Origin of the sequence: Leptospira haakeii (assembly GCF_002812045.1) — a bacterium.
In the GTDB taxonomy this organism is placed as follows: domain Bacteria; phylum Spirochaetota; class Leptospiria; order Leptospirales; family Leptospiraceae; genus Leptospira_B; species Leptospira_B haakeii.
Genome location: NZ_NPEG01000002.1, coordinates 34,528 through 51,428, shown reverse-complemented (window position 1 = coordinate 51,428; position 16,901 = coordinate 34,528). Strand labels below are relative to the sequence as shown.

The following is a 16,901-nucleotide window of genomic DNA, read 5'->3' as shown; positions in this document are numbered from 1 at the left end:
ATCGATAAAAGATAGCCAACTCTATGGGAATTTTCTCCAAAAAGGATCCGCTTTTTCTTTTGGCGGCATTCTTATTTTTCACATACTGTACACCTTCTCCTAAAAAAGCTTTATTAGAGAATGGTGTTATAGATTGGGAAAAATCCGCCCAACAGGGAAAATGTTTCCGAATGACTGGAGATTGGAAGTTTGCCTGGTTAGGCGCCACTCCGGACACAAGTCTTCCAAAAGAGCCTGAAAAATTTTCCTTAACCGTTATCCCCGGTAGCTGGACTAAACATGATTGGCCTGGTTCCGACGAGGGAGAATTTCCAAAATACGGAAAAGCTTTGTATAGAGTGGACTTGGTCTCTTCTATTCCCGTTGAAAGTTTACATTTAGTTTCTTATGACCAAGGAACTAATTACAGGATTCTGTTTAACGGAAAAGTAATTAACGAAGTTGGGAAGGTAGGAGATCCAACCGAGGACGGACTCGAGCTTAAAACTAGTTATTCTATTCTTCCTGCTTGGCAGGGAACAGCACATCTTGATTTTGAAATTTCAAATTATCAGTATAGGAAGGGAGGGCTTTGGAAACCTCCGATCTTAGGCACTGCAGAATGTGTAAGTCGCCATTATTTGGATAGAAGGGACTTAGAAGGAATACTTTGTGGAGGACTTTTCTTCTTAGGTCTATTCCATATTTTTGTATCAGTTTTTTATAAAAAAGATTCTTCTGCCTTGATCCTTGGGATTCTTTCCATCACGGTCGGACTTAGATTATACTCTACCGGAGTCCGATTATTTCCTGAACATTTTTTAGTAGGACCAGAAATATATCTTAGAACCGAATTTATCTCCTGGTTTATGGGAATGCCTTTGGCCCTGCACTTTTTATTAGAAGTCTTTCCTATGAACTTCGGGAAAAAATTCCTGAGGTTAGGATATATTTTTGCCGGAATATTTACACTCATCACTTTGTTTACCGGGCCTGCTGTTTATTCTTATCTGATCAATCCTTCTTATCTACTCTTTGTGTTTAACGGTGTCTGTTCTCTTATTGTTTTAGCAAAAGCCGTATCTCAGAAAATGCCAGGAGCCTATATCTATCTTACAGGTTTTATCTTTCTTCTATTCTTTATGATTAGCGAGATATTATTTCATGCGGAAATATTGGATTCTTGGGAACTGAGCGGGATAGGAGTTGGGATATTCGTGTTAGGAAATTCTCTTTCTTTATCCAGCAAAATGTTGAGTGGATTTAGGGAAAGAGAGAAGGTCCAGGAAATTCTGAATACCAACTTAGAAGAGCTCGTCCGAAAAAGGACCAGAGAATTAGAATTTGCAAGAGATGAAGCAGAGGCCGCCAATAAGGCAAAAAGTGAATTTTTGATTAACGTGGACCATGAGGTCCGCACTCCTATGAACGGGATCATGGGTATCACTCAAATGTTATTGGATTCCGATATCAAACCGGAACACCAAGAAATGTTGGAGTTACTCAAAAGAAGCGGGGATGCAATGATGGTTATCCTTGGTTCCATGTTGGATGCTTCCAGTTTGGAAAAAGGTACATTATATCTTTTGAATAAACGTTTTAGCCTTAAGGCGTCCGTCTATGAGGCCGCTATGAGGGTAGAAGATAAGATCCGTAAAAAGAACTTGGATTTTAGTGTAACACTTTCAGATAACCTTCCGGAGATTGTGGAAGGAGATGAAGAAAGATTTAAAACTATGCTTTTGGTCCTTTTGGAAAATGCGGAGAAGTTCACCGTAAAAGGATTCGTCAAACTTACCGGAGAAAAAGTCCAAGACACCAATCTGGATTATAGACTTAGATTTAGGGTCCAGGACTCTGGCATAGGAATCCCGGAAGATAAACTCAGTTCTATATTCAATCCATTCCAACAGGTGGATTCCGGTGTTACTAAACCATTCCAAGGAGCAGGACTCGGGCTTGCACTTTGTAAGGCTCTTGCCCAGAAGATGGATGGGGATATTTCCGTTCAAAGTGTGCCTGGCAAGGGTTCCGAATTTATACTAGAAATCGCCCTATCTAAACCGGAAATCCAATCTTGACATAAGATTTCCACCTTCCAAGCTGGGTCCAAACTATATGGGAAGGATCCAAGAACTCAGTCCGGAATTAATCAACCAAATCGCCGCTGGGGAAGTGATAGAATCTGCTCACTCCGTCCTCAAAGAAATGATGGAGAACTCGGTGGATGCAGGGGCAGATACGATAGAAGTGGAATCGAGAGACGGAGGTCTCACCTCACTTCTTCTTTCTGATAATGGATCGGGAATAGAAGAAGAGGATATCCCTCTTGCGATCCAAAGACATGCCACAAGTAAGATTCGTACATTAAAAGATCTTGAATTAGTTTCTTCTTACGGATTCAGGGGAGAAGCATTGGCATCCATTGCCTCCGTTTCCAAACTTACGATTGAAACAGGAACAGGGCAGCCTACCGCATGGAAGGTGAGGGCAGAAAAAGGACAAATCCTTTCCAAAGAATCTATCCCAGGTTTCCAAGGGACCAAGATCCTGGTCGAGGATCTATTTTATAACACTCCAGTCAGAAGAAAGTTTTTAAAATCGGTCCGTTCGGAAGATAAGAAGATCCGTGACAAGGTAACCATCCAGGCACTTGCTCGGGAAGATATCCGATTCAGGTTCGTTCAAGATCATAAAGAGATCTATAGACTTCCCCCTAAAGATAAAAGAGAAAGGATCATCGATCTATTCGGAGAAAATTTTAGGGACCATTTGTTGGAGGTCCAACTGGAAAGAAAAGGTTGGAAAGCAAAAGGTTATATTAGCGACCCGGATTTTTATAAATCAAATCGAACCGGCCAGTTTATATTCGTGAACGGAAGACCGGTTGAGATCAAATATTCCTCTCATTTATTAAAGAAATGTTATGATGAACTTCTTCCTCCGAACGCTCATCCATACTGCTTCTTGTTTTTTGAAGTAGATCCGGAATCCATAGACGTAAACGTTCATCCTGCTAAAAAAGAGATCCGCTTCCTCGATGAAGAAGGGTTTAATACATTTTTCTTACAGCTCATCCAGAAAGAACTTAGATCCAGCACGCCGGTCAGCTTTTTGGAATTAAAAAACAGGCTTTTAAGACCTGAACCAAAGAAGATGGAATCTACATTATATTCCTTTTCAGGTTCTTCTTCTGCCGGAACAGAACAACATCTTTTAGGTTCTTCTTTATATGAAGAAGTAAAACATTCTCCTTCTTTTCCTGTAGAAGCAGTTGGACCTGGTTCCAGGTTGGATGATCTGACGGATATACCCATCAAACATTCCGAGTTTATTCCTAAAAAACATTTCGGATTATTATTCGAAACGTTTATCTTGGCAGAAGGAGAAGATGGTTTTTATATTATAGACCAGCATACTGCCCACGAAAGGATCCGTTACGAAGAAGTATTAAGAAAACTGAAAAAGAAAAATTACGGAATTCAACCTCTTCTCACTCCGGTTCGTATTCCTGTTTCTAAACAAGAAGCAGAAGATATCAAAGATAGACTTGGAGAATACCAAGAAGTCGGCTTAAAGTTAGATTCACTCGGAGAAGACACAATGGTCCTCCGAGAAGTCCCAGGTTACTTTTTGCCAGGACATGAAAAAGAGATCGTTCTGGATTTTCTAAATCGGACCGGAGGCAAAGAAGTCCCTGAGCCTGAGTTATACGATCTTATGGCAAAATGTGTGGCTTGTAGATCGGCAGTTAAAAAGGGAGATCAACTTTCGGACCATCTAATCGCGGAGATGCTGAACCGTTTGAGCTATTGTGAGAATCCATCCCGTTGTCCTCATGGAAGACCCACCTTGGTCAAATTAACCAGAGAAGATCTGGAAAGAATGTTTCATCGCAGGTAAAATTTGAAAACAGAATCCCAAGAACTTAAAAACTCGGCGGAGAATGTAATCTCCACTTTGGTCAAACAAACATTGATCGCAAGTGTGATCTTGTTATTGGTCGTACTCGTTCTCGCAAGATTTTTTAATGAAAGAGTGACTCAGGTTGCTGGGCTCTTTTTGAATTACACTGGAGTATGGGGAGTGGGACTTTCCATATTCGTCGCGGACTCAATACACGTATTCTTTCCTCCGGATACATTTTTGATCCTGGCAGTAGCTGCAAAGATGCCTGATTTTTGGGTAATCTTCTTTGCTTCTGTCGGGTCTTTACTTGCAGGAGGATGTTCTTATTCTCAAGGAAGATTCCTTCTTCCGAAGTTAACCGTATTCTCCAAATTCATTCGAAACCACGAAGAAAAATTAGAAGGTTACGTAAAAAGATTCGGCTTTTGGGCGGTGGTGCTTGCGGCCCTTACTCCGTTACCTTATTCATGGACTTCGGTGGCCGCGGGTGTAATGAAGATGAGGATTGATCTTTTTTTCGCGGCTGCACTTTTTAGGATCCCTCGTTTCATTCTTTATTACTATCTAATAAAGGGCGGATGGATCGGGATCTGAACATTCAGATTGACGTAAGTTATAAACAAAGGTACAAAAGTTTAGATGAAGGACGATTCTCCCAGACTCATTCCTAAAACCAGAAAAGAACTAATTTTAGAAAATTTAGATTGGTTCGCGTTACCAGTTCGTATTTCCGAATTGGTCGAGAATGTATTGGATGGAAAGATCAGAGAACAATCCTTAGTATGCTGTCATAGCGCCTGTGACGTATGCAATTCTACCATCCGTTCCTGTATACGTAAGATCCAAAGAGAATTGGAAGAAGAACTTGGGCAGTCTATTTGAAAGAGCACCTCTTCCTCATAAGATCAGGCCTAGTTCTTTTGCTCAGGTCATAGGACAGGAAAAGGCAAAACTTCAATTACAAAAATATAAAGAACCGGTAAGTATTCTACTATACGGACCTCCCGGCACAGGTAAATCCACGATCGCAAGGATCTTAGGTAATACCTGGAAACTACCTTTTGTAGAATACAACGCAGTCACTACAGGTGTTGCGGACATTAAAAAACTATTAGAAAGATCCGAAAAAGAAGGAAGTATATTACTTTTTTTAGATGAAATCCATCGTTTCAGTTCTTCTCAACAAGATAGCTTATTAAAGGGAGTGGAAACTGGCGGAATAGTTCTTATCGGAGCAACAACCGAGAACCCTTCCTTTCGAATTACAAGACCACTATTATCCAGATGCCAAGTTCTCAGGCTGGAACCATTGGGAGAGAATGATCTTTTGGAAATACTTTCCAGAGGAATAGAATCTTTAGATCCAAAACCGGATATTACAAAAGAAGCAAGTTCTTTGCTCGTCCGTTATTCAGGAGGAGACGCAAGAAAACTTCTCTCTAATTTAGAAGGACTTGTTCTTTCCAGAGATTCCGGAGCTCAGATAGAGACCGGCGATATAGAAACATTTTTAGAAAGCAGGGTAATCGAATACGACCAAAGTGGGGAAAGTCATTACGATGTGATCTCCGCATTCATCAAGTCGGTGCGCGGAAGCGATCCAGACGCAGCATTATTCTATTTGGCAATGATGTTAGAAGGCGGAGAAGACCCACTCTTTATCGCAAGGCGACTTATCATCCTGGCCTCTGAAGATATTGGAAATGCCTCCGTCCATGGTTTACCTTTAGCAGTCGCTGGACTTCATGCATTAGAGACAATCGGGATGCCTGAAGGAAGGATCGTTTTAGGACAGGTCACTACGTTCTTAGCGTCTTGCCCTAAGTCCAATGCTTCATACTTGGGAATAGGTTCCGCACTTTCATTCGTGAAAGAAAGGGGGCCGAGTTTAAAGATACCGAATCGACTCAGAAATGCTCCTACTTCTACTCATAAAAAAGAAGGAGCCGGGCAGGGTTATAAGTATCCTCATGATTTTGGCGGATTTGTACCATTCTCCTATTTCCCGGATGATCTCTCGGCCAATCCTCCTCAATTCTATAAGCCTACCAAAAACGGTATGGAAGGAAAGATTAAAGAACATCTTGCTTCCATCTGGAAAAAGATCTCCGGAAAAAATTACGAATAAATAATTCTATGTAGGAACTCCTACTTGAAATGAAGATCGCCCCCGCCCTGCATTGGGAAGGGGGGAGTGGCCCGTGGGAGACCGCATTTCGCATATCACAAGATCCTCGCTCCGTCAACCAAATCCTATTCTTAAAATCCATGTAGGAATTCCAACATCAGTATCTCTTTGTGAAAAAATTTCAAATATTTGTTGCGTAGTTAAGTGGCTACATTTTAATTTGTAGCTAAGTGGCTACATAATGAATCTAAGAAGGGACGTATTCCAGGCAATCGCAGATCCCACTCGACGGGCTATACTACTGTTGGTGGCCTCTCAGGCAATGACTGCGGGAGCTATCGCTTCTAATTTTGATACTGCCAGGCCCACTGTTTCTAAACATTTGCAGATACTCACCGAGTGTGAATTGTTAAAACAAGAGCAAAACGGCAGAGAAGTCTATTACCAACTGAATCCGAATAAAATGAAAGAAATTGCCGATTTTATAGAACCATTCCGTAATATGTGGGACGATCGTTTCAATAAGCTGGAATCCGTAATGAAAAAATACAGATCAAGAAAATAGAATATGGAAAGAAAAACCAAAATTGATGCAGAAGATGGCAAACAAGAATTGCTGATCATCAGGGAATTTGATCTTCCCTTGGATCTACTTTTTAAGGCGCATATAGAGCCGGAGATTGTAGAAGAATGGATGGGAACCAAAGTATTAAAGTTAGAAGGTAAGAAGCACGGCAGCTTTCAATATGAAACCACGGATCCTCACGGAAACAAACACGGATTTAACGGCGTTATCCATGAATTTGTTCCGGACCAAAAGATCACCCGCACTTTCGAAATGGAAAATTCCACTTTTCCACCCCAGCTTGAGTTCTTAGAATTCGAATCCCTTGGCGAAGAGAAAAGTAAACTTACTATGCACATAGTATTCAAGTCTGTCTCACTTAGAGACCAACTATTAAAGCTGCCTTTTGCCCAAGGTATCAATATGGCTCATAATAGATTACAAGAAGTCGCAAATAAATTAAAATAGGATATTAAACATGAGAAATAAGATTATATACTGGATCGCTACTGCTTGGCTTTCTTTGGGAATGGTATCAACTGGGATCGTTCAGGCGATCCAAATGAAAGAAGAAGCAGATATGTTTGCTCATTTAGGTTATCCTGCTTATTTGATGATCATATTAGGCGTTTGGAAATTGTTAGGAGTGATCGCAGTGCTTGTTCCTAAATATCCTTTAGTAAAGGAATGGGCTTATGCTGGATTTTTCTTTACAATGTCTGGAGCAGTGTTCTCTCATTTTGCGGCGGGAGATGGTGCAAAAGAATATTTTGGACCTGTATTATTGCTGGTGCTCACGGTAGTATCCTGGTATTTCAGACCCGCTGATAGAAAATTGCAAGGGTGATCCATCAATGAATCCTAAGGTTGATTTCTTTTTTAATAAGGCTAAACAATGGAAGAAAGAATACGAGGCTTTACGTAAGATCGCTTTAGCTTCCGGACTTACCGAAGAATTAAAATGGGGTCAGCCTTGTTATACAACTCAAGACAATAATATAGTTTTGATACATGGATTCAAAGAATATTGTGCATTTTTGTTTTTCAAAGGCGCACTATTAAAAGATCCAAAAGGAATTTTAATCCAACAAACCAAGAACGTGCAGTCCGCTCGCCAGATTCGATTTACAAATCTGAAAGAAATCGATAAGCTAAAAACTGCTTTGAAATCTTATATCAAAAATGCGATAGAAGTAGAGAAGTCAGGCCTAAAAGTAAATTTCAAAAAGACAAAAGAGTTTGATATGCCTGAGGAATTCCTAAGCAAGTTAGAAGAATCTCCCAACTTAAAATCCGCTTTCGACTCATTAACTCCAGGAAGGCAAAGAGGTTATCTTCTTCATTTTTCCTCCGCAAAACAATCTAAGACCAGAGAAGAGAGGATTAAAAAATATATCCCCCATATTCTGAAAGGAAAGGGATTAGATGATTAAGAAGAAGGTATCAGCAAAGAAGGTAAAAGTTAAACCTGCGGTTAAAAAATCATCTAAGACTAGCAAGCTGCCTGCAAAGAAGTCCGTAATTAAGAAAAAAGCGCCGGTCTTACTTTCGGGAGGTAATCCCCAAATCACAAAAGGGTATGGTGACGGCCCGGTCCAAGAATATATCTCCGCAATGCCCGGTTGGAAAAAAGAAATTGGGCGTAAGCTGGACGAAATTATAGTCCGCACTGTTCCTTATGTATACAAGGCGGTAAAATGGAACTCTCCTTTATATGGGATAGAAGGAGATGGTTGGTTTCTTGGGATTCATGTTTTTAATAAATACGTTAAGATTGCCTTCTTTAGAGGAAGCCATTTGAAACCACTTCCTCCAGGTGAATCCAAACAGAAGGAAGTTCGCTACTTGGATATCAAAGAGAACGATAAAATAGACGAAGCCCAACTTTCTTCCTGGATCAAACAAGCCAGTGAATTGCCTGGCGAAAAAATGTAAGACTAAGTGATTGGGCAAGGGTCCATTTCTTTGTTCAATAAAGCGTCTAAAATATCCGTAATAGCATATTAAGTTCTTCCCATCTAAAAGCCAAAGTCCCGAATGATTTTAACTTCGGGAGGAAGATATGGCAAATACTGTATTCGAAAGTAAGGCTTCTTGGGCAGGAGGTTTGAAATTAAACCTACAATCCAGGAATCATAAATGGGTAGTGGACGAACCTGAAATTTTAGGTGGCACGGACCAAGGACCAAATCCAGTAGAACTCGTGTTAGGTGGACTAGCAAGTTGTGTCGGAGTTTTGGTTTCTCTTTACGCTCCAGCCCATAAGGTAGAATTAAAGGATTTCCATGTATTTGTGGAAGGAGATCTGGATTTGGACGGGTTCCAAGAAATTGCGCCAGTTCGTCCTGGGTTTTCGCAAATCCGATACAGAGTAGATATCCAAACAGATTCTCCTAAAGAGAATGTGGATTCACTACTTGCTCATATAGAAAGGATCTGCCCTGTGAAGGATACTTTATCCGGAGTAGGTGTATTGTCCCAAAAATCTGGATCTTCTGTTGCAGCTTAATCAAATCTAGACTTCTTTTCGAAATTTCCCTCGGGGGGCTTTCGGAAAGGAGTTCCTACCTTCGCTTTAAAAGAAATATCTTTCTGTAATATTCTAGTCATTCACTTGTTGTAGATAGGGAGTAAGTTAGTAAAGAACTAGAAAATTTTGACATAATACGGTAAGGAAATCGCTGTTTCGAGACGAAACTAAATATGGAAACTGCGGGTCTTACCCATCAAGACGAAAAAAGGAGGTTTCGAATGTTTCGATCCGAAAAAGAGAAAAACGAAAAAAGCCAATTTCAATCCGCTGGACCGATCCAAGTCAGAAAGGAATTTGCTCGTTCGGAAGCTGTAAATTTCTCCACTAAAAAGGCAGAAAGCAGAGACGAAAAAGTGGTCCGACTAAGACCAGATCTATACGAAAAATAGACGCGCAACTATAGAAGTTCCGAAAGTCTTTCTAACACTCGGTCGTTCTGTTCCGGCCTTCCTATTGTGATTCTCAAAGCATTCAATCCGTAACTTTTCAGATTTCTTAATATAATCCCTTCCTTCAGCAATGTCTCGAAGGTTTGGGTGGAATCCAATTTTGCTTGGTCCAATTTGATCGTGATAAAGTTTGCATAGGATTCGAAGTAAAAAAGTCCCTTCTTCTTTGCGAATTCTTCGTAACGGATCATTTCTTTTAAGTTTGATTTGAGATAATTCTCCACAAATTCTCTATCGGCTAATGCGGTTGCAGCAGCTAATTGAGAAAGTTGAGAAACATTGAATGGAGGTCTCAATTTGTAGAATGCGCGGATCATTTCTTCGGAAGCGATTCCATATCCGATTCTCATTCCACCTAATCCGTAAATTTTGGAGAATGTATTTGTATATAATACATTCGGGAATTTTGAAATTACATCAGCTGCTTTGACTTCTTTTTTAGGATCCCTGGTTTTTCCGAACTCCATATAAGCCGCATCCAAAACCACCATTGTATCGGGGGAAATTTTTTGGAGAAAAGTGTATAGGTCGGACTGATCCAAAGCGTCTCCGATCGGATTACAAGGAGTGCAGATGAATATGATCTTAGGGGAATGTTTTTTATACAGATCTAAAAATTGGTCCAGATCATGAAGTTCGGAACTGGTTTGGATTGTTTCCGCCCCACATTGTCCGGCGTAAATAGAATACATAGAGAATGTTTTGCCGTTTTGGAGGATCCGATCTCCTGAATTTAGAACAGATCTTGTTGCAAAATCGAATATCTGGTCACTACCGTTCCCTTGTATTACGTTTTTTGCATCTACTTCATGTGCATTTGCAAGTGCATCTTTTAATGCCTTATAGGAGTCATCGGGATATAAAGGCATCTTATAGACCGCTTCTTTAATGACCTCGGAAACCTTGGGAGATACACCATAAGGATTCTCATTGGAGGCAAGTTTGAGAACTTTCTCCGGAGAAATTCCGTATTCACGTACAACTAGTTCAATCGGTTTGCCGGCCTCGTAAGCCGGGATCTTGTCTAAAGCGGGTTGGAATCGCATCTAATTCCAGAAAAAAACGGAGTCAGGATTCTTCCAATCGTTTTTGTTCTACCAATCTTTGGTAAAGTCCTTGGAAGTCTTTGAAAAATAAGGACTCGTTGAGCGCGTATTCAGTCACCATTCTTTTGGTCTCTTCAGAGCCGAGTAGTGCCCTGTCTGTTGCGAGCATTCTGACTCCGCCATCTAAAAGTAGATCCCTAAAATAATGATTATTGAATATATTCGGAGTCTCCGTAAAAGAACCCTTGGAATGCCAACCCAATGTATGGACTCCCATTAATAGAACCGTATCTCTTGTGGAAAATCCCATCATAGAAAAATAATCCAAAGAATCCTTTACGTCCGGACTATCCACAGGCATAAGCATTCTTCCGTTTGGATAACTCGAATCCTTTCTGCCTGTTAGAATATGGACCTGAGGTCCTCCTGCTTTTTGGAGCGCGAGTGCTCCAGAAAGAGCGATCATATCCGCAAGAGAAGGAATTCCAACTCTTCCTTCTTTTTCCATTTCTTCCCTTAAATGAATGATCGCTTCAATTTGTTTTGCGACTCCACGATTATTCTCATCGTTTAAGATCGTAGGAAAACGGATCGAGCCATCGAGACCTAACCATTCTCCATCAGCGGAGAAGATAGAAGAGGCGTGAAATACCATACGAAGCCAGGCTCCGACCTCCGTAGGATCGATCTTATCCCAGATCCTATATCCTGTTTCTTGCCAGGTACTTCCTTCACAATTATTTTTGGTTCCTAATACTTCGTGGACTCTATAGTTTCCTGTTTTGCCTTTCAGTTTTGTTTCGAAACTTCTTCCCTTCTGAACTCTGTCCTTTACGGATTCATAAACCTTTTGGGAGATTAAGATCTTTGCTCCAGCCTTCTTAGTGGTTGTTTCTATCCTGCTTGCAGAGTTGACAGTGTCTCCAATCGCAGTGAAAGACATACTCAATGGGTGACCTAATTTTCCTAGGATCGCAGTTCCGTAATTGATACCGATGCCTATTTCGAATTCGGAACCCAAATGATTTTGGAGATACGTATTCAAACTTTCTAATTCTGATCTCATTTCCAATGCTGAGCGGATCGCATTTAGATTTGCACGGACCGGATCAGGGTCTTCTAAACCGAAGATCGCCATGAGCCCATCACCTATATACTTATCAATAATCCCACCATACTTTAGGACCTTATCTCCCATCCTATAAAAGTAACGATTCAGAATATGGATCACATCATAAGGTAGATGGCTTTCCGAAAAACTTGTAAAACCTCTAATATCACTAAATAAGATCGCAACAGGTTTTTCTATCCCGGAGATCAGATCTGAGAATGTAGAAGCAAGAGCCTTATCCGCTTCATCTATAACTAATCTTCTGAGTACGATATCACCTGTGGTTTTCGTTTGACAGGCGAGTCTTACGTTATCCGGGAATCCCTTCTTTTGAGCTAACACCGTTTCTTTTTCGTTGCGGGCAAGAAGATATTCATCTCCTTCTTGGATCAATACCCTACAAGTAGAACAACGTGCGTTACCTCCACATGCGTGTATATGAGGGATGCCTGCATCCAGTGAAATTTGTAATAATGACTTGTTTAATTCGGAAGGCTCGAGGAATACTTCCTTATCATTTTCAAAAATAATCTTTATCATGACGCTCTCTAAGAATAAAAATATTCTTTTGTCCGGGCCGGAAAATCTTTTTTTCGGCGTCTAATTCCAAGTTCTACGAGTATCCTATCGTGAAAAACCAAGAAAATGGATCATCAGAAGAATCGCCTAAAAGATCGGTGATTTTATGCGTAGACGACGAGCTGATCATCCTGAGGGGACTAAAGGAGCAACTCAAGTCCGCCTTCGGAAAAAGTTACCAAATAGAAGCGGCCGACAGCGCCGAACTCGCTCTCCAAATAGTGGAAGAGTGTAACCAGGCAGGAATTCATATCCCTGTAATATTAAGCGACCAGGTAATGCCTGGGATTAGAGGGGATGAGTTCTTAATTCGAATCCAAGAAACAAATCCGAATACCAGAAAGATCATGCTCACTGGACAGGCGAGTGCAGAGTCCGTGGGAAATGCTTTGAATAAGGCGAACTTATACAGATATCTTTCCAAACCCTGGGACTCAAACGACCTACTCATGACAGTGAAAGAAGCTGTCCGTTCTTACGAATCAGATCTTTCCCTTTCCGAGTTAAATAAAAAATTAGAAGAAGCACTTCTTTATAATAGAGATTCGGGGCTTCCCAATTTGGAGTCCTTAAGAAGAAGATTAGATCTCGCGGCAGAAGAAAAAGAAGATTCTCTTCTCGCATTAATACGAATCGAATCTACTTCTTTGACCACTAGAGATTTTGGAGTTTCTCTCTATAAGGATTTAATGAAGAAGTTCCTGGATTCGATGAAATCTATTCTTGGGAACTATGGTGAAATTTTCCATGTGTATGAGGACGAGGTAGCGATTCTCTCCAAAGTGTCGGAAGAGGAGTTTTTACCTCATTTGATCGCATTTCGGATCCTTCTTCGCTCCGATTATTTTACGGCTTCCGGAATTTCCTTCCGGATCAATGCGACCATAGCCACTGCGAATGGAAAAAAAGATCTATATTATAAGGCAAGGCTTGCACTCGTCAAAGCAAGCCAAGAGCCTGAATTCGACTCGGAATCAGGTATTTATTCCTATTCTGAGAAGATGGACGACCAAGATCTTTACAAGATTAATATGGATCTTGGAAAAAGACTGAACCAGGCAATCCATTCCGGCAATGTTGTACCATATTTCCAAGGGATCATGGACAACCAAACCGGTAAGGTAGAAAAATTCGAATGCCTTGCTAGGATCGTGGAAGACGGGAAAGTTTATGCACCTGCGAGCTTTTTGTATCTGGCAAAGTCCACCGGTCTTTTGAGAAGGATCAGTCCTATACTTTTTGAAAAAGCACTTCGTAAATTTTCAGATTCTTCTTATTCATTTTCCATCAATCTGTCGGAAACAGAATTAGAAAGTCCGAGTTTCCCCAAATGGGCGGCTTCTCGGATGGAACATTATGGGATTAATCCTTCCAGAGTGACTTTTGAAATTTTAGAAACTGCAAGTTTTCACGGAAATCCGGAAAGACTGAAAGTGATCGCTGAGCTGAAAGAATTGGGAACAAAAATTGCAATCGACGATTTCGGAGTAGAGCACTCGAATTTTTCCAGATTACTGGAGATCCAACCCGACTTCATCAAGATAGATGGAAAATTTATCCAGTCTCTGGAAAGGAATCGGACAGCATTCATTTTGACTTCTGCAATCACAGAACTTGCGCATAGAATTGGAGCGAAAGTAGTCGCGGAATTCGTTTCTACTCCGGAGGAACTGAAAGTTGTACGCTCTCTGGGGATAGAATATTCCCAAGGATATCTGATTATGCAGCCTTCTCCCGACATAACCCCGGTTTCGATAAAAATTATTGAATAGGTACTTTGGTCTATTTTTTTCAGGTGGTCTTGTAACTCATTCTTTCGGGGATAAAGTCGAAAATGAGTTGCAAACATAATTTATAGAGTAAGTATCCTTGTTTTGCTCCGGATTTTGAGCCGGGGTTTTTTCGTTTTTGTTCGTCTAATTTATACGTTGGTACCGGGGGAGCGGTGGAGAAAGCGATTCTTTTTGTTGATGATGAAGCGCTCATTTTGATGAGTATGAAGTCCCAAGTCAAAAGACATCTGGGTGATACTTATCGTTATGAGACTGCTCTAGATGCGTCTGAAGCGATGCAGATCATTGAAGAATTGGTAACGGAAGGAGTCAAGATCCTGATCGTAATCTCTGATTGGCTGATGCCTAATATCAAAGGGGACGAATTTTTGAGGATCGTTCATCAAAGATATCCGGAGATCCAAAAGATAATCATCACAGGTCATGCTGATATTGCTTCCGTCGAAGCTTTAAAGAAAGAGATCAATTTATACAGCTACTTGAAAAAGCCCTGGGACGAAAAAGAATTAGTAACCACTATCACCTCAGCCCTTAAATAAATAGGGGGGCATAATGAGCCTTCGAACGCGCTTCTCTCTTTATTGCGCTATTGTCCTATTTGCATTTTCCGTTCTGCTAACAATGTTAGTGGCTGCATCCGCATTTTATGATTCCAAAGTTTCTTCTCAAGAAGCTGCATTTGCAAAAGCAGAAGGCGCATCCTTCGAAGTACGTAAAATTTTTTCAGAAGCAATTTCCAGGGTAGGAGAAGCTAAAACTCGTTGGGAGCTTACTCGTCCTTCTCGCGATTCCGTTGAAAAAGATCTATTGGATCTTTTCCAAAATGATAAAAGATTTTTAGGAGCAGGTGCGGTTTTTGAACCGAATCTTTTTGATGGAAGGGATGCTTCGTTTATAGGCCGTAAAGGGTCCAACCCTAAAGGTAGATTCGTTCCATACTTCCATAGGAGTGTCAAAAATCCGGACGAGATCAGTTTAGAAGAAAGTGTTTATTATGATAATACCGACGAAAGTGGCAACTATTACCAGATCCCAAAAGCCACGTTAAGTGACTTTGTCGGAGAACCTTATTTTTATCCATTAGATGGAGTGAATATTTTTATGATCTCCTTGATCCGGCCGATCAGCCGCCAAGGAAGGTTTATAGGAATAGTGGGCCTGGACTTAAAACTTTCCGATCTGGAAGAAGAGCTGTTTTCCAAGAGGCCATTTGGTGACGGACATTTGGCATTGATCTCTCCTGGTGGCAAATATGCAGTCCATGGTGCTAAAGGTATCCTGCAAGGAAAAAATGCAGGAACTCCTGAAGTAAAAGAGTCCATTCAAAAATCCTTAGCTTCCGGACAACCTTTTGCTTATCCAGTAGAAGGTGGGAACTCCTACATATTTCCATTCAGCATGGGAACTTACGGAAAGAACTGGGCTATAGAAGTATATGTTCCGGATTCTGTTCTTTGGAATGATCTCGGGCCGATTATTCTAAGATGTTTACTCATCACATTTGCCTTATTACCCGTGTGTTTATACTTTCTGGATAGATTCTTTTGTAAGTTTGTTTCAGAAGGACTGTCGGAAGCCACTACGTTTGCAGATTCTTTAGGAGCCGGAAATTATTCGGCTCAGATACCTACCAGAAAATTCCAAGATGAGATCCATCATCTTTTTGTAACATTGGAGAATATGAAGGAGAAGTTACTGGCTGCGATTGATCAGCAGATCCGGTCCGAAAAGATCTTAAGAGAATCAGCTGAGATCTATTCGCGTAACGAGATTATCCGACTCCAAAAAGAAGAATTAGAAGTTACCTTAGGGGAATTAAAAACAGCACAAGAAACCTTACTTAGAAACGAAAGATTGGCTGCCATAGGTAGGATCTCCGGCGCAGTTAGCCACCAAATCAACAATCCATTAGGTGCGATCGGAGCATCTAGGGAAAATATTTCCTTTTATGTAAAAAGAATTACGATACTTCTGCCCTTTCTTTTTGAATATTTAAGCAAGGCAAGTGAGTCGGAGAGGGGATTTTTTACTATCGCCTTAAAAAGAACATTAGAAAACGATAAAGAACAGATCGGTAAAAAGTTCAGAGAAACCCGGCATGCCATGGAGGCATTCTTAAGACAGGAACAAATAGAGGATGCGGGGGATAAGGCGGCAGTAGTGGCTGAGCTCGGTTTTGTGGATTGTCCTGAATTCATTCTTCAGTTATGTAGATGTTCCGAATGGGAACGTATCTCCGAATTTTTAATGGCAGTCAGAGGACTGGAAATTTCAGAGGAAGTTATTCATAGATCCACCGACAGAATGTATAAAATTGTATCCGCGTTGGAAACCTATTCGGGGACCGCGAAAGAAGACAAAGAAAGATGGGTAAAAGTTTCGGATACTATGGAAGTTGTGCTCGGTGTATACGAGGGTGCAGGCGGTAATAGGGTCACAGTGGAAAGAAATTATATCTCTGAAGCAACTATGAGATGTATTCCGGAAGATTTGGTGAGACTTTGGACACAAATAGTGGATAATGCATACCAAGCAATGTCCGGTGAAGGAAAACTTAAGGTAAATATCTATGATGCGGAATCAAAGATTGTCTGTGAAGTGGAAGACAGTGGTTCCGGCATTCCTAAAAACATTAGAGAACAAGTGGGAGAAGTTTTATCTTCCGGAAAATCGGAAGGAGTAGGTGCAGGTATAGGACTTGCGGTTGCCGCTTCTATTTCCAAAAAATATGGAGGCAGTTGGAATTGGGAAAGTGAACCCGGCTGCACTATTTTTCGCTTCTCCTTTCCCAAATCAGAATAAAATATAA

17 protein-coding genes are annotated in these 16,901 nt (G+C 40.8%); 15 read left to right on the top strand and 2 right to left on the bottom strand.

Going from position 1 to position 16,901, the window contains the following annotated elements; translation table 11 throughout:
- The first annotated feature begins 23 nt into the window (after nucleotides 1-23).
- From CH377_RS05825 to CH377_RS19675, 12 genes are all read left to right on the top strand, one after another.
- Nucleotides 24-2,060, top strand: a complete 2,037-nt coding sequence (locus tag CH377_RS05825; protein ID WP_100722873.1) for a sensor histidine kinase — start codon at nucleotides 24-26, stop codon at nucleotides 2,058-2,060.
- 37 nt (nucleotides 2,061-2,097) lie between these two features.
- On the top strand, nucleotides 2,098-3,882 hold the full coding sequence (mutL, locus tag CH377_RS05820; RefSeq protein ID WP_100722872.1) for a DNA mismatch repair endonuclease MutL: 1,785 nt from the start codon (nucleotides 2,098-2,100) through the stop codon (nucleotides 3,880-3,882).
- Between the two features lie 3 nt (nucleotides 3,883-3,885).
- Nucleotides 3,886-4,482 carry a YqaA family protein gene (locus CH377_RS05815; protein ID WP_100722871.1) on the top strand — a complete coding sequence of 199 codons (597 nt, stop codon included), beginning with the start codon at nucleotides 3,886-3,888 and terminating at the stop codon, nucleotides 4,480-4,482.
- Between the two features lie 45 nt (nucleotides 4,483-4,527).
- A complete protein-coding gene (locus CH377_RS05810; protein WP_086446281.1) occupies nucleotides 4,528-4,770 on the top strand; it encodes a hypothetical protein in 243 nt (80 codons plus the stop codon).
- Nucleotides 4,754-6,016: a replication-associated recombination protein A gene (locus tag CH377_RS05805; protein WP_100722870.1), complete on the top strand. Its 1,263-nt coding sequence runs from the start codon at nucleotides 4,754-4,756 to the stop codon at nucleotides 6,014-6,016. The genes CH377_RS05810 and CH377_RS05805 overlap by 17 nt, the downstream gene beginning before the upstream one ends.
- A 241-nt stretch (nucleotides 6,017-6,257) precedes the next feature.
- The gene (locus CH377_RS05800) at nucleotides 6,258-6,581 is read left to right on the top strand and encodes an ArsR/SmtB family transcription factor (RefSeq protein WP_100722869.1); all 324 of its coding nucleotides are present in this window, start codon (nucleotides 6,258-6,260) and stop codon (nucleotides 6,579-6,581) included.
- 3 nt (nucleotides 6,582-6,584) lie between these two features.
- The gene (locus CH377_RS05795; RefSeq protein ID WP_100722868.1) at nucleotides 6,585-7,049 is read left to right on the top strand and encodes an SRPBCC family protein; all 465 of its coding nucleotides are present in this window, start codon (nucleotides 6,585-6,587) and stop codon (nucleotides 7,047-7,049) included.
- Between the two features lie 10 nt (nucleotides 7,050-7,059).
- A complete protein-coding gene (locus tag CH377_RS05790) occupies nucleotides 7,060-7,428 on the top strand; it encodes a DoxX family protein (protein ID WP_100722867.1) in 369 nt (122 codons plus the stop codon).
- A 7-nt stretch (nucleotides 7,429-7,435) separates the two neighbouring features.
- Nucleotides 7,436-8,014, top strand: coding sequence for a YdeI/OmpD-associated family protein (locus tag CH377_RS05785; RefSeq protein ID WP_100722866.1), 579 nt, complete (start codon nucleotides 7,436-7,438; stop codon nucleotides 8,012-8,014).
- Complete coding sequence (locus CH377_RS05780; protein WP_100722865.1) at nucleotides 8,007-8,516, top strand: DUF1801 domain-containing protein; 510 nt, start codon at nucleotides 8,007-8,009, stop codon at nucleotides 8,514-8,516. The genes CH377_RS05785 and CH377_RS05780 overlap by 8 nt, the downstream gene beginning before the upstream one ends.
- Before the next feature lie 127 nt (nucleotides 8,517-8,643).
- On the top strand, nucleotides 8,644-9,090 hold the full coding sequence (locus CH377_RS05775) for an OsmC family protein (RefSeq protein WP_100722864.1): 447 nt from the start codon (nucleotides 8,644-8,646) through the stop codon (nucleotides 9,088-9,090).
- Nucleotides 9,091-9,332: 242 nt separating this feature from the next.
- Nucleotides 9,333-9,503: a hypothetical protein gene (locus CH377_RS19675; RefSeq protein ID WP_165780259.1), complete on the top strand. Its 171-nt coding sequence runs from the start codon at nucleotides 9,333-9,335 to the stop codon at nucleotides 9,501-9,503.
- Nucleotides 9,504-9,511: 8 nt separating this feature from the next.
- Here CH377_RS19675 and hisC read toward each other — a convergent pair whose 3' ends face one another.
- Both hisC and CH377_RS05760 read right to left on the bottom strand, forming a co-directional pair.
- A complete protein-coding gene (gene hisC / locus CH377_RS05765) occupies nucleotides 9,512-10,609 on the bottom strand; it encodes a histidinol-phosphate transaminase (protein ID WP_100722862.1) in 1,098 nt (365 codons plus the stop codon).
- 22 nt (nucleotides 10,610-10,631) lie between these two features.
- Complete coding sequence (locus tag CH377_RS05760) at nucleotides 10,632-12,260, bottom strand: peroxidase family protein (protein ID WP_165780503.1); 1,629 nt, start codon at nucleotides 12,258-12,260, stop codon at nucleotides 10,632-10,634.
- Between the two features lie 89 nt (nucleotides 12,261-12,349).
- Here CH377_RS05760 and CH377_RS05755 point away from each other — a divergent pair, with 89 nt between their 5' ends.
- The 3 genes from CH377_RS05755 to CH377_RS05745 all read left to right on the top strand — a co-directional run bounded on the left by CH377_RS05755 (nucleotide 12,350) and on the right by CH377_RS05745 (nucleotide 16,894).
- Nucleotides 12,350-14,071, top strand: coding sequence for an EAL domain-containing protein (locus CH377_RS05755; RefSeq protein ID WP_100723222.1), 1,722 nt, complete (start codon nucleotides 12,350-12,352; stop codon nucleotides 14,069-14,071).
- A 173-nt stretch (nucleotides 14,072-14,244) separates the two neighbouring features.
- Nucleotides 14,245-14,631, top strand: coding sequence for a response regulator (locus CH377_RS05750; protein ID WP_008597002.1), 387 nt, complete (start codon nucleotides 14,245-14,247; stop codon nucleotides 14,629-14,631).
- A gap of 13 nt (nucleotides 14,632-14,644) precedes the next feature.
- On the top strand, nucleotides 14,645-16,894 hold the full coding sequence (locus CH377_RS05745; RefSeq protein ID WP_100722861.1) for an ATP-binding protein: 2,250 nt from the start codon (nucleotides 14,645-14,647) through the stop codon (nucleotides 16,892-16,894).
- The last annotated feature ends 7 nt before the right edge of the window (nucleotides 16,895-16,901 follow it).

Bases quoted from the DNA above. Each gene is read 5' to 3' on its own strand.
- CH377_RS05825 (WP_100722873.1), top strand. From the start codon at position 24: ATGGGAATTTTCTCCAAAAAGGATCCGCTTTTTCTTTTGGCGGCATTC.
- mutL (WP_100722872.1), top strand. From the start codon at position 2,098: ATGGGAAGGATCCAAGAACTCAGTCCGGAATTAATCAACCAAATCGCC.
- CH377_RS05810 (WP_086446281.1), top strand. From the start codon at position 4,528: ATGAAGGACGATTCTCCCAGACTCATTCCTAAAACCAGAAAAGAACTA.
- CH377_RS05800 (WP_100722869.1), top strand. From the start codon at position 6,258: ATGAATCTAAGAAGGGACGTATTCCAGGCAATCGCAGATCCCACTCGA.
- CH377_RS05795 (WP_100722868.1), top strand. From the start codon at position 6,585: ATGGAAAGAAAAACCAAAATTGATGCAGAAGATGGCAAACAAGAATTG.
- CH377_RS05790 (WP_100722867.1), top strand. From the start codon at position 7,060: ATGAGAAATAAGATTATATACTGGATCGCTACTGCTTGGCTTTCTTTG.
- CH377_RS05785 (WP_100722866.1), top strand. From the start codon at position 7,436: ATGAATCCTAAGGTTGATTTCTTTTTTAATAAGGCTAAACAATGGAAG.
- CH377_RS05780 (WP_100722865.1), top strand. From the start codon at position 8,007: ATGATTAAGAAGAAGGTATCAGCAAAGAAGGTAAAAGTTAAACCTGCG.
- CH377_RS05775 (WP_100722864.1), top strand. From the start codon at position 8,644: ATGGCAAATACTGTATTCGAAAGTAAGGCTTCTTGGGCAGGAGGTTTG.
- CH377_RS19675 (WP_165780259.1), top strand. From the start codon at position 9,333: ATGTTTCGATCCGAAAAAGAGAAAAACGAAAAAAGCCAATTTCAATCC.
- hisC (WP_100722862.1), bottom strand. From the start codon at position 10,609: ATGCGATTCCAACCCGCTTTAGACAAGATCCCGGCTTACGAGGCCGGC.
- CH377_RS05760 (WP_165780503.1), bottom strand. From the start codon at position 12,260: ATGATAAAGATTATTTTTGAAAATGATAAGGAAGTATTCCTCGAGCCT.
- CH377_RS05745 (WP_100722861.1), top strand. From the start codon at position 14,645: ATGAGCCTTCGAACGCGCTTCTCTCTTTATTGCGCTATTGTCCTATTT.